The sequence below is a fragment of the Ignavibacteria bacterium genome, assembly GCA_015709655.1.
Lineage (GTDB): Bacteria > Bacteroidota > Ignavibacteria > Kapaibacteriales > Kapaibacteriaceae > OLB6.
In genome coordinates, this window is record CP054181.1 from 1784177 (window position 1) to 1797689 (window position 13513).

The 13513-nt window shown below is 50.6% G+C and carries 16 protein-coding genes; 4 read left to right on the forward strand and 12 right to left on the reverse strand.

Annotated elements, in window-relative coordinates; translation table 11 throughout:
* Window positions 1-35: 35 nt before the first annotated feature.
* The 5 genes from HRU79_07125 to sucD all read right to left on the reverse strand — a co-directional run bounded on the left by HRU79_07125 (window position 36) and on the right by sucD (window position 6042).
* Window positions 36-2402, reverse strand: coding sequence for a GAF domain-containing protein (locus tag HRU79_07125; GenBank protein QOJ26433.1), 2367 nt, complete (start codon window positions 2400-2402; stop codon window positions 36-38).
* Between the two features lie 3 nt (window positions 2403-2405).
* Entirely contained in the window at window positions 2406-3479 is a 1074-nt protein-coding gene (locus HRU79_07130) for a hypothetical protein (GenBank protein ID QOJ26434.1), read from the reverse strand.
* Window positions 3473-4450: a hypothetical protein gene (locus tag HRU79_07135; GenBank protein QOJ26435.1), complete on the reverse strand. Its 978-nt coding sequence runs from the start codon at window positions 4448-4450 to the stop codon at window positions 3473-3475. Before HRU79_07135 ends, HRU79_07130 begins: the two co-directional genes overlap by 7 nt.
* A 99-nt stretch (window positions 4451-4549) precedes the next feature.
* Window positions 4550-4963: a nucleoside-diphosphate kinase gene (ndk, locus tag HRU79_07140; protein ID QOJ26436.1), complete on the reverse strand. Its 414-nt coding sequence runs from the start codon at window positions 4961-4963 to the stop codon at window positions 4550-4552.
* A 77-nt stretch (window positions 4964-5040) separates the two neighbouring features.
* Entirely contained in the window at window positions 5041-6042 is a 1002-nt protein-coding gene (sucD, locus tag HRU79_07145) for a succinate--CoA ligase subunit alpha (protein ID QOJ26437.1), read from the reverse strand.
* 59 nt (window positions 6043-6101) lie between these two features.
* Here sucD and HRU79_07150 point away from each other — a divergent pair, with 59 nt between their 5' ends.
* Window positions 6102-6521, forward strand: coding sequence for an OsmC family protein (locus HRU79_07150; GenBank protein QOJ26438.1), 420 nt, complete (start codon window positions 6102-6104; stop codon window positions 6519-6521).
* A gap of 9 nt (window positions 6522-6530) precedes the next feature.
* Here the strand turns inward: HRU79_07150 and gatA are convergent, their stop codons facing one another.
* From gatA to HRU79_07185, 7 genes are read right to left on the reverse strand one after another with little or no spacing between them, the layout of a single operon-like run.
* Complete coding sequence (gatA, locus tag HRU79_07155) at window positions 6531-7931, reverse strand: Asp-tRNA(Asn)/Glu-tRNA(Gln) amidotransferase subunit GatA (protein QOJ26439.1); 1401 nt, start codon at window positions 7929-7931, stop codon at window positions 6531-6533.
* Window positions 7932-8210: a twin-arginine translocase TatA/TatE family subunit gene (locus tag HRU79_07160; GenBank protein QOJ26440.1), complete on the reverse strand. Its 279-nt coding sequence runs from the start codon at window positions 8208-8210 to the stop codon at window positions 7932-7934.
* 9 nt (window positions 8211-8219) lie between these two features.
* Window positions 8220-8393 carry a twin-arginine translocase TatA/TatE family subunit gene (gene tatA, locus HRU79_07165; protein ID QOJ26441.1) on the reverse strand — a complete coding sequence of 58 codons (174 nt, stop codon included), beginning with the start codon at window positions 8391-8393 and terminating at the stop codon, window positions 8220-8222.
* A gap of 4 nt (window positions 8394-8397) precedes the next feature.
* The gene (gene purQ / locus HRU79_07170) at window positions 8398-9150 is read right to left on the reverse strand and encodes a phosphoribosylformylglycinamidine synthase subunit PurQ (protein ID QOJ26442.1); all 753 of its coding nucleotides are present in this window, start codon (window positions 9148-9150) and stop codon (window positions 8398-8400) included.
* A complete protein-coding gene (gene purS, locus HRU79_07175; GenBank protein ID QOJ26443.1) occupies window positions 9147-9419 on the reverse strand; it encodes a phosphoribosylformylglycinamidine synthase subunit PurS in 273 nt (90 codons plus the stop codon). The genes purQ and purS overlap by 4 nt, the downstream gene beginning before the upstream one ends.
* A gap of 2 nt (window positions 9420-9421) precedes the next feature.
* Window positions 9422-10186 carry a CDP-diacylglycerol--serine O-phosphatidyltransferase gene (gene pssA, locus HRU79_07180; GenBank protein ID QOJ26444.1) on the reverse strand — a complete coding sequence of 255 codons (765 nt, stop codon included), beginning with the start codon at window positions 10184-10186 and terminating at the stop codon, window positions 9422-9424.
* A complete protein-coding gene (locus tag HRU79_07185) occupies window positions 10183-10857 on the reverse strand; it encodes a phosphatidylserine decarboxylase family protein (GenBank protein ID QOJ26445.1) in 675 nt (224 codons plus the stop codon). Before HRU79_07185 ends, pssA begins: the two co-directional genes overlap by 4 nt.
* Window positions 10858-10948: 91 nt before the next feature.
* Between HRU79_07185 and dnaN the strand changes: the two genes are divergently transcribed.
* The 3 genes from dnaN to HRU79_07200 are packed head-to-tail and all read left to right on the forward strand — an operon-like array spanning window position 10949 to window position 13502.
* A complete protein-coding gene (gene dnaN / locus HRU79_07190; GenBank protein QOJ26446.1) occupies window positions 10949-12067 on the forward strand; it encodes a DNA polymerase III subunit beta in 1119 nt (372 codons plus the stop codon).
* Window positions 12068-12078: 11 nt separating this feature from the next.
* A complete protein-coding gene (locus tag HRU79_07195; protein ID QOJ26447.1) occupies window positions 12079-13227 on the forward strand; it encodes a DNA replication/repair protein RecF in 1149 nt (382 codons plus the stop codon).
* The gene (locus HRU79_07200; protein QOJ26448.1) at window positions 13224-13502 is read left to right on the forward strand and encodes a DUF721 domain-containing protein; all 279 of its coding nucleotides are present in this window, start codon (window positions 13224-13226) and stop codon (window positions 13500-13502) included. The genes HRU79_07195 and HRU79_07200 overlap by 4 nt, the downstream gene beginning before the upstream one ends.
* Window positions 13503-13513 lie beyond the last annotated feature (11 nt).

Here is a 13513-nt window from a genome sequence, read left to right on the forward strand (position 1 = left end):
CGGAGTGTATGACGCCTGGCCAGTAGCGTAATTAGCTACGAGTAAACCGTTACCATGTTGTTTTGACGAGTAGAAACATCCAAGGCCGTTTGTGCATGCTCGGCAAATGTAAGCCATGAATCGGACGAGCTGTGTTCAGCAATGCCAACACTGATTGTTACAGATGCCTGTACATCGCCGAACGGTATTTGTGAACTGGCAACATCGCGTCGCAGGCTTTCGGCCCACACCATTGCCTCGGAGGCGTTAGAACCAATCAACAGTACAGCCAGTGTATGTCCGGAAATTTTAAACACAGCATCGTAATCCCGGATTTGTTTAGAGATCTGTTGGCCTACCCTATCGCGAGCAATCGTGCGGGTTGATGAAATTTCACCCGTCCTGATACCAACCGGAGGATCAATTTCGATGAAGCACAAGGTTAAATCCGACTGGTAATCGGCAGCCCTCAACACCTCCTGCTGTGCTCTGGAATTAAACGCAATCGTCTCGTCTGCCTCTTCGGCTATCTCCGCAGCCTGAATATGATGGGGCAGAGGAGCATCGCGTAAACCGGCAATCATTTCACCAGCAATATCTGCCAGGAGTTCTGCCATCGTAACGTCATGACTTGTAATTGTGCCCTTATGGTTTTCCATTACCAGAGCCCCGTGGGTATGCAGAAGCGACCGCATGGGTACAGCTACAAACTGGCACAATGCGATAGGCGGCTCGGACGGTGTGATTCTGGTTGTACCATCTTCTACACTCACGGCAATTGTTTCACCATTACGGATACACTCACCAGCCAGAGAGCCTTCCAGGTCAACACCTGTGCCAACCAGGGGACCATATTCGGTAAGGACGCTTTTTACATCGCACAACGTCCAGATCTTTTGCTCTCTGTCATACATGCATGATCCAACTGTGCTAACCTCAATATTGCGGATGATAACGCCAAACAGTGCCGACACGATGTTGTTAAGAGACGGTTCGGCATCAGCCACGGTACTCCGAAACTCAAGAACGGCCTGGAGTAAACGCGAATGCTGCTGAAGGTCGAACTTGGACGTGTAGTTTAATACCAATGCACTGATAAGTTTTGTAAAGTGGCCGAAAAAGCCAACCGTAACATCGGTGTATGCATTCTCTTCCATTGAGTCGGCGCACAGAACACCCACAACATTCCCTCTGAAGTACACCGGAACGCCAACAAAGCTTAACGTACCGGCTCTATACTTGTAGTAAGGAAGCAGCTCCAGCTCTGCTGATGGCACGATATCGGTCACGATTTCGGGTCGGCCCTCTAATGCAATCTGGCTGACAACATCCTGGCCGATCGGTATTTTACGTTGGTCAGTAAACTGCTGTTCAGCATTGCTTATTCTGGCCTGAAGGACAAGTTGATTGCGATCTCTGTTAAACCAAAAAAAGGCAGCAGTCCGTGCGTTCGTTGCCGACCTGATTACCATTAGCACTCGGTTAAGCAGGTAATCGAATTCTTTTCGGGGCTCAGCAGAGTCTTCGAGTTCATCATCGTCATCATCCATGAACGAAGAAACCCGGATCTCTTCCTTGATTGCCCGGCTGGCCGGTTCCGATGAATCGGATTCGGAATCGTCTTGATGCAACATACCGGCAGTTTCGATTTCAGGCGCTGTCGCTGCAGTATCTGCATGCGGTATTTCCGGGACATCGCTTTCCGGCGTATCCTGCCGGACCTGCACCGGCACGGGTTCTTCAACCGGCACCTTGATTTTGGGCCGTACTACCAGTTCCTCGGAGATGCGCAGTTCCTCGGTTACGGGCTCGTCATGGGGCGGTGCCTGGGACGTTGCTGCGGCTACAACCTCGGATTCAGCAGCCGGCTTGTTTCGTCCTATTCGTGCATTGATTGCAAGCTGTGGTGCCGAAGCCATGCTTCGTGCCGATCGTACGCCCACCACCCGTACCGAACTCTGACCATCGGCAAATTCAACATCCAGTAATGCTGTTGACGGGGTATTATCGGCCGGTACGGTAGGAACCGCTGTTAGCGGCTCGGGCACCTCCATCAACTCGGGAAACAGTCCGATCTGGCGTTCATCCGGCGGCTTTGTTCCTGAATCTTCGGCACCAAAGGTGGCACGATATGCTGTACTGTCAAAGACTTGTCTGGTGCGCCCACCATCCCGCGTGGTTTGCGACATGAACGACAGGTTTTCTGTAGGCTTGGGCGGACGAGGCATCGACATATCCGACAGACGTGGTGATACCATCATGAAAAGGGCAACACCACCAAGGATGGTAATGCATACACCAATAAGCCGAACCGCCATCTCGTCAAGGAACAGAGCAATAAACAACCCTATAATGATAACCACAAATGCAATGGTATCACTGGGTTGAAATACATTGCGGTAGTTTACCTTACGCTTTTGCATGTGTTAAGGTAACAATTCTACGGTAAATGTTTGATTTTGGTTTTGCACAAGCGTCTTCGCCGGCTGTCCTGGTGCCGACAATTCGATTGTTGCTCCGTTCTTCACCGTTGTTTTGTTGTGAATGGTCAGACCGGTCTCCAGGTCAACAATTATGCGTGCAGTCCCGCTCAGATTATATGACTTTAGCTTAAGTGTTGGTTTGGGATTAACATGGTCGGGTACCGGACGTAGGCTCAGAACACCGCCGAGTTTAGCCTCGATCGTTGCAAGCTTTTTACCTTTTACCATCCGAATTGACGTGATACGAAACGTATCAGTAGTTTTTACCGCAAGGAGTTCATTCAGAAAGGCCCGTTCGGTTCGGGTCCACTCCAGTCCTTCGGTAATCGCCGAATCCGGGAGCGACGGGAATAACATTTGTGCTTTGGGCGTGATGACAGTACCTTCGATAGCCTGCTGCAGACGTTGTTTGTCTAATTCGTTAGGATTTTGTCCCATTGCCTTATCGGCTGCAAGGCCTGACGTTACACGATCTACAATAGCTCCGGCACCGGTAACACGTATAACCCTGTTGCGTTTGTTTACGGTGATGCCAATGGGTGTATCGAGCAGTGACGCGAACTGCAGGAACTTAGGATCGGAGCGTTGTGTTGAATCATCGGAGTTGAACCGCACCTGAGGTAGCGGGGATGGATTTGCTTCATCATTGATCTTGGTATCTGTTGCAATCTTCTTGAATTTCAGGCGAACTGTTGTGTTGCCGGAATTGTCCACATTGTCAACAGTAAATTCAGTTATCAGATCTTCATTGCGATCCATCGTCATTTTGTCCTGGCGGAGGTTCGCATCGGACGTAATTCGGTACCGTACTGTTTGGTGAGGTTGTAGGTTTAGGCGGAGGTCTGCGACCTTTATCGAGTCAAGCGATAGCGTCACGCCCTGTGAAGTATCGCTTGCTGTAATCGTTCCACCTGCATGTGGTTCGATCTCCTTGGGGGAGTCGGACTCATTTGTAGAGCAGGCAGTAAGAAAGATCAGAGAAGTAAAAAAACATGCAAGGAGTAGCTGTTTTACCACTGGAATTGTCCGGTAAGTTTCCACAAATAATCCGAATTTACCACTTCTGTGTACAGTTCGTTCATTATTGACACCTTGTACCGGGCCAGTGACTTTAGATGAAGCTCGTCAATAACACCCGTATTCTTCAGGATTGTCTCGGCCGTAAATGATACAGTTCCATTGTTTACCTGCGCCACCTGGGAGATGCCGAAGGGGCGGTAGGGCTGTGGGGGGATATTCAGCGAATCTGACGTAGTAATTGTATAGTAGCCGCCGTTATTCTCAGAGAATACGCTTTTCACCGGATGGTTTACCGTTAACCCGTTCTGGCACAGCAGGTAGGAATGTGTCCACGACGAATCTACCGCAACCTTCAGGCCTGGTATAGCCCCCTTCTGAAGATCGCAAACAAACTTAATATTCTCGTCTGACAGAGAAACATTCCAGAGCAGGAGAGTAAGCGAGTCCAGATCGGCGGCATTTTCGGCGATGTAATCGCGCCAGAATTCAATTTGGTCGCCCTCGATTTTGGTAACCTCACCGTACGAATTCATGGTGAATGTAACCGGACGGTTCAGTAGGGCAACGTAATGATGCAGGTCGCTGAAGTTTTTGGGAGTATTATCAACTTGTGAGTCGTACACCACCATCGTGCCATTTGACTCATAGGCATACGTCATTGAATCAACCGTAACCACCACCTTGCTGATTCCGTCCAAACTCTCAATGCATCGCACCGTCACAAAGTACTTAACATTTCGGTTAAATGTCTTGGTAGAGCTGTCAGAGTGGATCCGCTTTATTGAGCTTGTTTCAGTGAACTCATAATTCTGAGCGATACCACTGGTATATTTTACTTCCAGCCGGTACTCACGGCCCGGTGCCTTTGGTTTTGGCTGAGATTGTTGTTGCTGAGCGAATCCATGACCTGGAAGTAACAGTCCAACCGCAAAAACGAAGCAGCACAGAACAAAAGAAGACATTTTCATCACTGAACCAAAAAAGTAGCTACAATGGGTAAAACAGCACGAGGGCCGGAAGCCCTCGGTGTACAGTTAACGATATCGCACGTTTCATCGTGTAAGGGGCTAGGCCAGTTCTGAATCGGCAAAGAAGAAAGCTACTTCGATTTTGCCGTTTTCAACTGAATCTGAGCCGTGTACGGCGTTTTCACCCTTGCTGGTAGCATACAGACGGCGTACCGTGCCTTCGACGGCCTCAGCGGGGTCTGTGGCGCCAATAAGCGTACGCCAGTCTGCCACAGCATTCTCTTTTTCGAGTACAATCGGGATGATTGGACCGCTGCTCATGAACGAGACCAGTTCACTGTAAAAAGGGCGCTCTTTGTGAACGTCGTAAAATTTGCCTGCCACAGCATTGGGGATGGTGATCTGTTTCATCCCAAGGATTTTAAATCCTGCTTTCTGGATCATTGCAATGATGTTGCCGGCATTGTTATTGCGAACAGCGTCGGGTTTAATTATGCACAGTGTGCGTTCCATACGGTATCAGTAAAATTTGAAGTGAAAAAAGGAATCAGTTATGCGGTGTGTGCCTGAAAGTGGTGTGTACCGGAGATTTATTTCCTTGCAGATTTCCTGACGGTCTTGCTTCCCTTGCTGGCTGGCCGCGATGCAGCTTTTTTCTTAGCGGGTGTCTGACTTGCTGCCGTGCTACCCGACGTTCCGCCAAGGACCTTTTTCATCGTTGCGCCAATCAGTGCGGGGCTGGGAGCAACAACGATGCCGCAGGCTTCCATTGTTGCGATTTTATCGGCAGCTGTGCCCTTGCCGCCCGAGATGATAGCACCGGCATGGCCCATCCGGCGTCCGGGAGGCGCAGTACGTCCGGCAATAAACCCTACGACTGGCTTTTTAACATGGTCACGGATGTATTCCGACGCTTCTTCTTCGGCCGAGCCGCCTATTTCGCCGATCATCACGATGGCCTTGGTTGCCGGATCGTTGTTAAAAAACTTGATAGCATCAATGAACTGGGTTCCAATGATGGGATCGCCTCCGATGCCAATACAGGTGCTTTGTCCCAGGCCTTCGTCAGTAAGCTGCTTCACAGCCTCGTAGGTTAGTGTTCCGGAACGTGACACCAGGCCGACATTTCCTGGTGAGAAGATATATCCCGGCATTATTCCGATTTTAGTTTCGCCGGGAGTAATAACACCCGGACAGTTCGGTCCGATAAGAACCGAATTGGATTTTTGCAGTGCGGCTTTTACCGCAATCATGTCACCTGTTGGAATTCCTTCGGTAATGCAGATGATAACGCCAATCTCAGAGTCAATGGCTTCCAGAATTGCATCGGCAGCAAAAGCAGCTGGTACAAAGATGATGGATACGTTGGCACCCGTGGCTGTCACTGCTTCGCGAACCGTGTTATATACGGGCAGCGGACGCACAAAGGTATCGTCACCCTTGCCCGAGTACATACTGCCGCCCTTGCCGGGGGTTACACCGGCAACCACATTCGATCCATATTCCAGCATCTGGGAGGTATGGAAGGTACCTTCACCACCGGTGATGCCTTGTACCAGAATTTTTGAATTTTTGTTGACTAAAACGCTCATAAAAAGTATTCCCTTTAGGTTAGAACTACAAATTTACGGAACCACACCCGGAGAAACAGATGGTTGACATCACAATTACGTATAGCGGAGATCTTCACACCAGCGCAACGCATGGTCCGTCGGGCGTGGTGATCGAGACGGACGCCCCGGTTGATAACCAGGGCAGGGGCGAATGTTTTTCTCCAACTGACCTGGTTGCTACTGCTTTAGGAACCTGTATGTTAACCTATATGGGGATGGCTGCCCGACGTCAGGGCTGGGACCTGGCAGGCACAACGGTACGGGTACAAAAGGAGATGGTGGCTGACCCGCTGCGCCGTATCGGCAGGATAACGGTTACCATAACGCTGAACAGAGTGTATGATGACCGCGAAATGAAAATTCTGGCAAATTCGGTGACGTCGTGTCCGGTGCGGCTTTCGATTTCCGACATGATCGAGGTGCCTGTGCACTTTCACCAGGGGCCTGCAGAGGGATAGTACCCCTGCTTACAAAATGGCTGCGTACTCACCCAGAAGCAGGGCATCGGCTCCGTGAGCTGCCTGTAACTGCACGCCGATGGGCATTCCGTTAGATGCAAATCCTGCGGGGATGCTGATAGACGGGATTCCGGCAATGTTGGCACTTACGGTGAACAGGTCACTCAGCCACATCTGAACGGGCGAAGCCTGCCGGCCTAGAGGAAACGCTATATCCGGCGTGGTAGGTAAAGCCAACACGTCAACACTGCTGAATGCCTTTGCATAACTATCTGCAATATGATGCCGGGCTTTTTGCGCCTTGGCATAGTACTGATCGGCGTAGCCGCTGGAGAGCACAAAGGTTCCCAGCATAATTCTGCGTTTTACCTCGGTTCCAAATCCGGCTGTCCTGGTGGCGGTGATCATGTCGGTATCCTGTGAATCAGATATCCGCAAACCATAACGAACGCCGTCAAAGCGGGATAAGTTGCTCGAGGCTTCGGCTGCTGCAAGAATAAAGTAGGTGGGGATCCACAGGTCGGATGCAGGCAGGTCTATCAGAACGATACGATTACCGGCGGCTTCGGCCTTCTGCAAGAAATTGTTATAAACATTTACAACCTCCGGACTGCAGTCTTTGAGCAGAGTATCGGACACACGTCCAATGATCCGTGATTGACCGGCCGACTCTGCCTCTGGATCAAAATCCCGGAAAGCACTGCACTCAACCGAGGTTGCATCCATAGGGTCCTTGCCGCTTATGAACTGCATGATCAGACCGATATCCGCGGTACATCCGGCAAACACTCCTATCTGATCGAGCGACGATGCAAATGCCACAAGACCATACCGGCTCACAAATCCATACGTGGGTTTGTACCCGTACACACCGCAAAATGAGGCCGGTTGCCGAACTGATCCTCCGGTATCGCTTCCCAGGGCAACATGGCACATGGAGGCGGCCACGGCAACCGCAGAGCCACCACTGGAGCCGCCGGGAACCCGACTTGTGTCATGCGGGTTTTTCACGGGACCAAAGGCGCTGGTTTCATTGCTGGACCCCATGGCAAACTCATCCATGTTGGTTTTACCAATGATTACAGCTCCTGCATCGGTAAGCCTGTCAATAACAGTGGCGTTGTAAACCGGTGAAAAGTTCTCCAGCATGCGGGAGGCACAGGTAAGGCGGATGTCACGAACGGAAATGTTGTCTTTCACGGCCACAACACATCCTTCAAGGGGCCGGGCCAACCCTGCTGCAAAACGCCGGTCTGACTCGGCAGCAGCCACCATGGCGGACTCAGCCATCACGGTGATAAAGGCGTTGAGGTCTGCTCCGTCGCTGATGGCCTGCAGGAATTCGGAAACGCGTTGCTGTACGGTAAGTGTACCGGCCTGGAACAGGCGTCTGTCAATGATATACGTCATTCAGGGATTTGTATCGTCAGTTTGTTGCTTCCGAGGCGTGGTGTGGGATGCCGGTGTAATCGAAGTTGCTTTATCAAGATCAGCACGTAGTTGTTCAACCGGCTTTTCAACGTCGGCACTGATGTCCCGTATTTGCTGGGTAAGATCTTCCTGAGCTTTCTTTACCTGTCTGATCCCCTTTCCAACGGTGCGTGCAAGATCGGGCAGGCTTTTGGGACCAAAGAGAAGCAGAATAACGAGGATGATTAAAATCAGCTCGCCGCCGCCAACATCGAACATGACGGGACCTTACTTGTTAGGTGCTTTTTCTTCGGTCTCGTCCTGGCCGCTGGCTGCCTTCTTAAACTCCTTGATGCCGGAGCCAAGCCCGCGCATAAGCTCAGGAATTTTGCGTGCGCCGAAGAGCACAACAACCAGCAAAATAATCAGGATAAGTTCGGGTGCTCCAATTCCAAATGGCATAGCATTACTCCGCGTACTGTTCTTGAGATTTCGTTAATAAAGTATTTGATGGTAGCAGTGAAGCAAAACTGTTAAAAATAAGCAGTCCATCAAAATAACCAAGTTTAGGATCTGCTGCCCGTTCGGGGTGAGGCATCATGCCCAGCACATTGCCTTGTTCGTTGGTTATCCCTGCAATGTTACGCATACTGCCATTAGGATTGGCATCTGGTGTTGGTTCTCCGGTCTGAGTTACGTACCTGAATGCAATTTGTCCGTTTGCTTCCATGGTATCCAGTTCTTCGTCCGACGCAATAAACCGCCCTTCGCCGTGGGCAACAGGAATTCGAAGGGGGCTTTGATTTTGGGGTATTCCCCTGATGAAAATGCTCTTGTGGCTGGTGGTTTCCAGGAACACATCTTTACAAACAAACCGGAGGTTGGCATTCCGAACCAGTGCACCTGGCAGTAATCCGGCTTCGCATAAAATCTGGAATCCGTTACAGATTCCCAGAACATGTCCGCCACTGGCGGCAAACCCAGCAACGGCTTCCATAATGGGGGAGAACCGGGCAATGGCGCCGGTACGCAGATAGTCGCCATATGAAAAACCGCCGGGGATGATGATCAGGTCAATAGCATCAGGCAGTTCGGCATCCTTATGCCACAGTTGGTACACCACACCGTCCAGTCCGTTGTTCTGCAGCATCAGTGTGGCAGCATACCGGGCATCGGCATCGCAGTTGGAGCCCGGGAATGTAATTACGCCTACATTCATGCCGGCACCTGGTGAGTTGTTTCCGTTAGTGTGATTTCGTAGTCCTCCATCACCGGGTTAGCCAGAAGTTTGTTGCATGCATCCTGAACCTGCGTACGCGCGGTTTCGGCATCGGGAGCATGCACGTCAAGCTCGATATGCTTTCCCAGTCGGACGTTGGAGAGGGAAGGCATACGCAGTGCCTGGAGGGCGTGTTCGATGGTTTTGCCCTGAACGTCGAGTATCGAGCTTCTAAGACGAATTGTAACGTATGCTTTATAGAATTTCATGGCTACAGGGTAAATGGATTGGGATCGGGTTCTTCGATAGTATCGTTGTCGTCATCGTCAGCACGTTTAAATCTGGTTATGATATGCCGGATTGTTCCCCATGCCAGGTATGCCAGCATACTTGGGAAGATGGAAACACCCTTTGTGATGAACGCAACGATAACAATCAGGAAAAATACCACAAAAAACGCAGGTCTCTTTCGAAATTGCTGAATACTTGGACGCGGCAGATTGTCAAACTTAATTGTACTTACCATTGCCAGTGACACAGCACAGGTAACCAGTACCAATGCTGCCGGCTTGAATTGCTCGGGCACAACCTCTGCCGGGTGAGAGAAAATGATGTACGACACAATGGTAAAAGCCGCTGCCGGAACGGGCATTCCCCGAAAGTACAGTTTATCTTCCCTGCTGGTAAGCTGAATGTTGAAACGGGCAAGCCGCAGCACCGCTGCCAGTGCCGGTGCCGATGCCAGGAGCAGTCCCCAGTTCAGCCACTCATGAAAGAATACTACCCAGAGCATGACTGCTGGAGCAACGCCAAAGCTGACGGTATCGCAGAGTGAATCGAGTTCTACGCCGAACTCGCTGGTGCTGTGAACCAAACGTGCAATCACTCCGTCCAACGCATCAAAAATGCCCGCCATAAGGATGAACAGGGCAGCATGCTCCAGTTTGCCGCTAAAGGTGGTAATGATCGCCGTAAAGCCACAGAAAAGGTTGGCAAGCGTAAACAGGTTGGGTATAACCGATCGGGTTACTCTCACGTTGACTCCGCTGTATCCACTCGGGCGATAATGGTATGGGCGCTCCGAACTGTATCGCCAACCTTAACAGGAATTTGTGCCGTGGCCGGTACAATGACGTCCATCCTGGAACCAAACTTCATCATTCCAAATCGGTCACCTGCATGCACCGAAATATTTTCAGTGGTATCGTACACCACACGGCGGGCAAGGAAACCGGTGATCTGTCGGAAAACAATGGTTGCCGTTGGCATTTCCAGAACAAATTCAGAGCGCTCGTTCTCGGTGCTTGCCTTGGGGTGGTATGCTACCAGGTACTTCCCCGGAAAGTATCGTACCGCACGTATCCTTCCTGTGGCCGGATACCGGTTTACATGCAGGTTAAGGGGCGACAAAAAGATGCTGATCTGCACCGAGTCCGTACCGATATCGGAATGCGTGCCGATGTTCGTTATCTCGGTAACCTGCCCGTCGGCAGGAGCAACAATGACCGCCGGGTTGTGCCTGGCCTCGGGCAAGAGTTCGCGTTCCGGATCGCGAAAAAACCAGAGCGTGAAAAAAATAAGTAACAGTCCCAGGAAAATTCCTACAACCGACAGCACGAGCGGAATCGGCGTAAAGGCAAGGAGAATAAGGCATACACCGATGCCTAACAGTAAAAAAGCGTTGTCCCGACCGTAGTTTGTTATCATTGATCGCGAGTAAATCGTTGTTCGGTCATAATCGGTTTCGTAGTTTCGGCATTCAAATTAGCTATCTCCGGTCACTACTTCACAATATTGTATGCAGTTTACTGTTGCGCTGGCAGAACTTCAGAAGGCCTTACAGAAGGTTCTTCCGGCTATTCCGGCAAAATCTACAATCCCAGTTCTGGAGCATCTTCATACGAAGTTACAGGGTTCGGATTTAACGTTTATGGCTACCGATCAGGAGATCACAATTGCACTTACAACAACGGTGTCAGGTGAGGCTGATGGCGAGGTCCTGATTCCGGCACGCCAGTTTACCGACTTAATAAAAGAATTGGGTAATGCCGGTACAGTAACGATTCATGTTTCCGATAGCCAGATGGTTGATATCCGAACGCCAACAGGAACGTTTCAAATGAAGGCACTTGATGCCAGGGAATTCCCGCTCATTCCTCCGTTCCCGGAGTCGCAATCGGCTCTGCTCTCAAAAGAAAACCTTAGCCGCATGGCTAATAAAACTGTATTCGCCGTCAGTACTGAAGAGTACCGACCGAGTATGACCGGGGTGTTCTTCCAGTTTAGCGGTGAACAGGCAACGGCTGTGGCTACCGACGGGTTCAGATTGTCGAGAGTGACGATTGCCGCAACCGAGGATAAGCCTTTCCCGGCAGGCCTGGAGGTGATTGTGCCGGCACGTACCGTGGAACTGTTAAAGAAAGTTGATTCAGACGTCACGATGGATGTGTCAAGAACACATGCACGATTTACAATTGGCAGAATGAGCATCACCACACGTGTGATCGACGAGAAGTACCCGCCGTATCAAAACGTAATTCCAACCGATAACGATAAAACACTGGTGGTGCATCAGCGGGAAGTGCTGAATGCGATAAAACGCGTAAGTCTGTTTGCAAATGCAAATACCCGGCATGTTCGGTTTAAAATGTCGGAACATAGTCTTGATGTCCATAGCGAAGACGAAGAGTCCGGCGGTAAGGGAACAGAAACAATCCCATGCGAGTTTTCGAATGGTGATTTTGAAGTTGGATTTAACTACCGGTTTTTAGAAGAAGCAATAAAAAACATTGGTACCGACGACGATCCGGAGCTGAACGTAAAGATGACGTTTTCAACGGCAGTACGTGCCGTACTGATTGCACCGGGCGCTGACGGCAGCGGATTGCTGATGCTGGTGATGCCGGTAAAGATTTAGGTGGGTTGTTAATGCTGTTAGAGCAGATCACTGCAACAAACGTGAGGTGCCATGAACACGTCAGGTTACAGTGTGCAGAACGGGTTACCATCTTGTCTGGTCCCAACGGTTCAGGAAAAACGTCGCTCCTGGAAGCTGTGAGTGTTTGCTCTGTTGGTAAAACATTTGTTCCGGTTCCTGATGCCTCCATTATTCGCGAATCCAGCACACAGGCAACGGTGTCTGTTGTCGCCAAAACTGATGCCGGGAACAAGTATAGTGCCCAGGTTCAGATTCGGCCCGGACAGCGGAAGGTGATTTGTACCAGCTATGCCGATGGTTTGAGTGTCCGCCAGCTTCTTGGACAACTGCCAACGGTAGCATTATCACCAGATCACAAGGCAATTACATTGGGAGGTCCGGCCGAGAGACGTAGTTTTGTAGATGCAATAATGGCTCAGACATCACAGCGGGCAACCGATGTGCTGTTCGAGCACCGGCGACTGCTGAAGCAACGCAATGCATGTTTGGCAGGGGGCTCTGACTCTTCCGTACTGGATTCGTTTACGGATGCATACATCAGGGTGAGTGCGCAACTTGTTGAGCTCAGAGCGGCGTTTATCAGCCGGCTGACGCCGGTTGTGCAGCAGATGTATGACAGTATTGCCGGTGGGTCGGAGGTTGTTAGTATCGAGTATGAGCCGAACTGTGCGAGGGTGCAGGATGATGTTCCGCTCCTTTCACAGTTTTACGGTGCTGCTGACAGACTCCGGATTGCTGAACTACAACGCGAAACCACCTTGTTTGGTCCCCATAAGGATGACGTGGTTTTACGGCTTGATGGCAGACTGGTACGGGACTCGGCATCGCAAGGACAACATAAGTCGCTGCTGGTGGCGTTAAAGCTTGCCGAGGCAGTTGTCCTGCTGGATAGGCGTACGGAGCGTCCGGTGTTACTGCTCGACGATATTTTTAGCGAACTGGACAGTAAAAGAGCCCGGCAGGTTCTTGCAATCATTGCTGGTTTGGGACTGCAAATGCTGATAACAACAACAGACGGTAGTGTAGTGGAGCAAAATGTTCGGGCCGGCATGAAGGCTGACTCCGGAGGCATTCTAACAGTTCATATTCCAGAAGGTCTAATGCTGCCCGTATCCGAAAACATAACGGTGGCGGTATGACAAAGCCCCTTTCAGAACTACTCAGTGGCTTTGTTCGTCAGTACGGTCTTGAACAGGCAATGCTTCGGCAAAGAATGCCGGAATACTGGCAGGACGTTGTGGGTAAACGACCGGCTGAACTGAGTACGGTACACAGCTTTGAGAATGGCGTGTTAACGGTTCAGGTTCAGTCTGCCTCGTGGAGGGCAGAGCTGCATCTGCGACGCGAAGAAATTAGAACAAAACTTAATGCATGTATAGGTACTGAGGCTATACGTGAACTACATGTGAAGTAAAAGGAGACTTT

What these genes read in the sequence shown, in the direction of transcription:
- HRU79_07125 (QOJ26433.1), bottom strand. Translation starts at nt 2,402, where the DNA reads ATGCAAAAGCGTAAGGTAAACTACCGCAATGTATTTCAACCCAGTGAT.
- HRU79_07135 (QOJ26435.1), bottom strand. Translation starts at nt 4,450, where the DNA reads ATGAAAATGTCTTCTTTTGTTCTGTGCTGCTTCGTTTTTGCGGTTGGA.
- ndk (QOJ26436.1), bottom strand. Translation starts at nt 4,963, where the DNA reads ATGGAACGCACACTGTGCATAATTAAACCCGACGCTGTTCGCAATAAC.
- sucD (QOJ26437.1), bottom strand. Translation starts at nt 6,042, where the DNA reads ATGAGCGTTTTAGTCAACAAAAATTCAAAAATTCTGGTACAAGGCATC.
- HRU79_07150 (QOJ26438.1), top strand. Translation starts at nt 6,102, where the DNA reads ATGGTTGACATCACAATTACGTATAGCGGAGATCTTCACACCAGCGCA.
- gatA (QOJ26439.1), bottom strand. Translation starts at nt 7,931, where the DNA reads ATGACGTATATCATTGACAGACGCCTGTTCCAGGCCGGTACACTTACC.
- HRU79_07160 (QOJ26440.1), bottom strand. Translation starts at nt 8,210, where the DNA reads ATGTTCGATGTTGGCGGCGGCGAGCTGATTTTAATCATCCTCGTTATT.
- tatA (QOJ26441.1), bottom strand. Translation starts at nt 8,393, where the DNA reads ATGCCATTTGGAATTGGAGCACCCGAACTTATCCTGATTATTTTGCTG.
- purQ (QOJ26442.1), bottom strand. Translation starts at nt 9,150, where the DNA reads ATGAATGTAGGCGTAATTACATTCCCGGGCTCCAACTGCGATGCCGAT.
- purS (QOJ26443.1), bottom strand. Translation starts at nt 9,419, where the DNA reads ATGAAATTCTATAAAGCATACGTTACAATTCGTCTTAGAAGCTCGATA.
- HRU79_07185 (QOJ26445.1), bottom strand. Translation starts at nt 10,857, where the DNA reads ATGATAACAAACTACGGTCGGGACAACGCTTTTTTACTGTTAGGCATC.
- dnaN (QOJ26446.1), top strand. Translation starts at nt 10,949, where the DNA reads ATGCAGTTTACTGTTGCGCTGGCAGAACTTCAGAAGGCCTTACAGAAG.
- HRU79_07195 (QOJ26447.1), top strand. Translation starts at nt 12,079, where the DNA reads ATGCTGTTAGAGCAGATCACTGCAACAAACGTGAGGTGCCATGAACAC.
- HRU79_07200 (QOJ26448.1), top strand. Translation starts at nt 13,224, where the DNA reads ATGACAAAGCCCCTTTCAGAACTACTCAGTGGCTTTGTTCGTCAGTAC.